This window comes from Pyrobaculum sp., from assembly GCF_049971835.1.
In the GTDB taxonomy this organism is placed as follows: domain Archaea; phylum Thermoproteota; class Thermoprotei; order Thermoproteales; family Thermoproteaceae; genus Pyrobaculum.
On the sequence record NZ_JBMFKV010000240.1, the window covers coordinates 1 to 2506 of the forward strand.

The 2506-nt window shown below is 65.4% G+C and carries 3 protein-coding genes and 1 pseudogene; 3 read left to right on the forward strand and 1 reads right to left on the reverse strand.

Going from position 1 to position 2506, the window contains the following annotated elements; all coding sequences use genetic code 11:
- The first annotated feature begins 103 nt into the window (after nucleotides 1-103).
- The 3 genes from ACP5J3_RS13055 to cysC are packed head-to-tail and all read left to right on the forward strand — an operon-like array spanning nucleotide 104 to nucleotide 1931.
- Nucleotides 104-958: an alkaline phosphatase family protein gene (locus ACP5J3_RS13055; RefSeq protein ID WP_428496086.1), complete on the forward strand. Its 855-nt coding sequence runs from the start codon at nucleotides 104-106 to the stop codon at nucleotides 956-958.
- On the forward strand, nucleotides 952-1383 hold the full coding sequence (locus ACP5J3_RS13060; protein ID WP_428496087.1) for a hypothetical protein: 432 nt from the start codon (nucleotides 952-954) through the stop codon (nucleotides 1381-1383). The genes ACP5J3_RS13055 and ACP5J3_RS13060 overlap by 7 nt, the downstream gene beginning before the upstream one ends.
- Nucleotides 1380-1931 (forward strand): adenylyl-sulfate kinase, encoded by a 552-nt coding sequence (gene cysC, locus ACP5J3_RS13065; protein ID WP_428496088.1) that lies wholly within the window; start codon nucleotides 1380-1382, stop codon nucleotides 1929-1931. The genes ACP5J3_RS13060 and cysC overlap by 4 nt, the downstream gene beginning before the upstream one ends.
- A gap of 358 nt (nucleotides 1932-2289) precedes the next feature.
- On the opposite strand, the pseudogene ACP5J3_RS13070 reads toward cysC, so the two are convergent.
- Nucleotides 2290-2506, reverse strand: a pseudogene (locus tag ACP5J3_RS13070) (hypothetical protein); the annotation flags it as partial.

A 2506-nucleotide genomic window follows, 5' to 3' on the forward strand; every position in this document is an offset into this window, starting at 1 on the left:
GTCTGATGTCGTCGGCGGTGCTGGCGCCTGGGGGCCGGAGTCGTTGGGGTGCCTGTAGTGTGTCTTAATGGTAATGTTTATTAATTAGCCGTGCCCGGGGCGCGTGGCTCGGGTTTTCATACTGGCGCTTGACGGGATGCCGTTTGAGGTGTACGAGCGTATGCGGGACGAGTTGCCCCACATAGCCGAGGTGGCCGACAGGGGGTCGCGCGGGGTTATGCGGGCTGTGGATCCTCCCATCACGGTGCCGGCGTGGGCCTCTATGTTCACGGGGCGCGACCCGGGGGAGCTGGGGATCTACGGCTTCCGCCACATGCGGCGGGGGTCCTACGAGGGGTACGTCGTCACGTCTCGCGATCTTGGGGAGCAGTACGTCTGGGAGCGGCGGGGTCTGCGCTCTGTCGTGATAGGCCTGCCGCCGGGGTACCCGCCGAGAGAGTACGGGGTGTGGATTTCTGACTTCTTGACGCCTAGGGGGAGGCCTTGGGCCTATCCGCCGGAGGTCATGTCGCTTATCCCGCGGTATGTCTTCGACGTGGAGTACCGCACGGATCGGAAGGAGGAGGCCTTCAAGGCGCTTGTCGAGATGACGGAGCTCCGCTTCGCGGCGGCGGAGCGGCTTATGGAGGCCGTCCAGTGGGATGTCTTCGTCCTGCACGAGATCGGCACGGACAGGGCCCACCACCTCTTCCAGAAGTTCTGGGACCCCGAACACCCTCTCTACGAGCCTGGGAACCCCCACGAGGACAAGATCCCCCGCTACTACGGGCTGGTTGACGAGCTGGCCGGCCGCCTCCTCAAGCGCCTGCCCCGCGACGTGGAGGTCCTCGTCGTGTCGGACCACGGGAACCAGGCGCAGCGGGGGGTCCTGGCCTTGAACCAGCTTCTGGCCGAGTGGGGCCTCCTGCGCTTCTCGAGGGAGCCGGGGAGGGGCGAGGACGTGGAGGGTCTGTGGTAGACTGGGGGTTGACGAAGGTGGTGGCGTGGGGTGGGTACTACGCCCGGCTGTTTATCAACACGGTGGATAGGCCGCGTGGAGTGGTCTCTAGGGAGGAGGCTGAGGATCTGAGGAGGGAGCTGAGGAGGAGGCTCCGCGTGCTCAAGGCGCCGTGGGGCTATGTCCAGAACGCTGTCTACGAGCCGGGGGAGCTCTACCGGTCGGTGAGGGGGGACTTCCCCGACCTTATGGTCTACTTCGACTCTCTGCGGGTTAGGCCGGTGCAGACGGTGGGGTACGGGTCGCCTTGGCTTGAGGGGAACGACCGGGGCCCCGACGACTCGCTACACAGCTTCGACGGCTTTTACGCCGCCACCTGGGGCGACAAGAGGAAGCGGGATATGCACGCCCTCGACGTGGCGCGGTTTCTCGAGTCTGTCCTATGAGGTGTCTGGAGAGGGGGTTTGTGGTTTGGCTGACTGGCCTGCCGGCGTCTGGCAAGTCGACGATTGCCCAGCTGGCGGCGGCGCGGGTGAGGGAGGCGGGGGTGAGGGCGGAGGTTCTGGATGGGGACTGGGTGCGCTCGACTATCAACACCGACGTGGGCTTCTCTCGGGAGGACAGGCGCCGCCACCTTCTGCGGGTGGCGTGGGTGGCGCGCCTCTTGGCGAGGAACGGCGTGGCGGTCTTCGCCGCATTTGTCTCTCCCTACCGGGACGTGAGGGCTGAGGTGAGGAGGATAGTGGAGGAGGAGGTGCCTTTCTTCGAGGTCTACGTCAAGGTCTCCCTCGGTGAGGCCGTCAGGCGCGACCCGAAGGGCCTCTACAGAAGGGCGCTGGCGGGGGAGGTCAAGAACTTCACCGGCGTCGACGACCCCTACGAGGAGCCTGAGAGCCCCGATCTTGTCCTCGTCAACGAGGGGGTCTCCGTCGAGGTGAGTGTGGGGAGGCTGTTGGGGTTTTTGGCGGATTTGGGGGTTCTCCCGAAATTTTAAGAGCAACTTAAGGCCGCGGGTCGGCGTTCCTGGGTGCTGGCGCCGTCTTGTTGGGACCGCGGTTTTGGGTATCAGCGGGGCGGCTCGGCCCAGTTTTCCGGCTTGGAGTGGGGGCTGTGGCGGGGTGGTGGCGGCGGCTGGGTATATCGCATATACACCGCGAGCCCCTAGCTGACGCCCGCCTTCGGCTTCTCAGTATAGGACGGCCGCAACCTCATCTGGAGGGACGGCGCCGCCACCGACTCCTGCCGCGCCCTAGGACGGGGGCACCCCCTTCAAAGCCGCGGTACGCTTAGCCAGGTGGCTGAGGCTAGCCACGCCAGCCGCCGCGAAATACACAGCGGTCTAAATCTTCAAACTAGCCGAGTATTCCGTTGCGCGGCCTCGTGGCGGCGCGGGGGTCTCTCGGCGTCTTCTGTGGGGGCGCCGTTTCGTGGCTGGGCGTTGCGGGGGGTGGAGGCCCGCTGTCTGGCTTGTCGGCGTATGGTGGAGAGAAGCTTGGCGCCTCTGCGCGGCCTGGCGGCGCTTGGCTCTTTTGAAGATTTTTATTTAGGGGGGTTTTCAGTACTGTGTCT

Excerpts from the sequence above, each read along its gene's own strand:
- cysC (WP_428496088.1), top strand. The coding sequence starts at position 1,380 with ATGAGGTGTCTGGAGAGGGGGTTTGTGGTTTGGCTGACTGGCCTGCCG.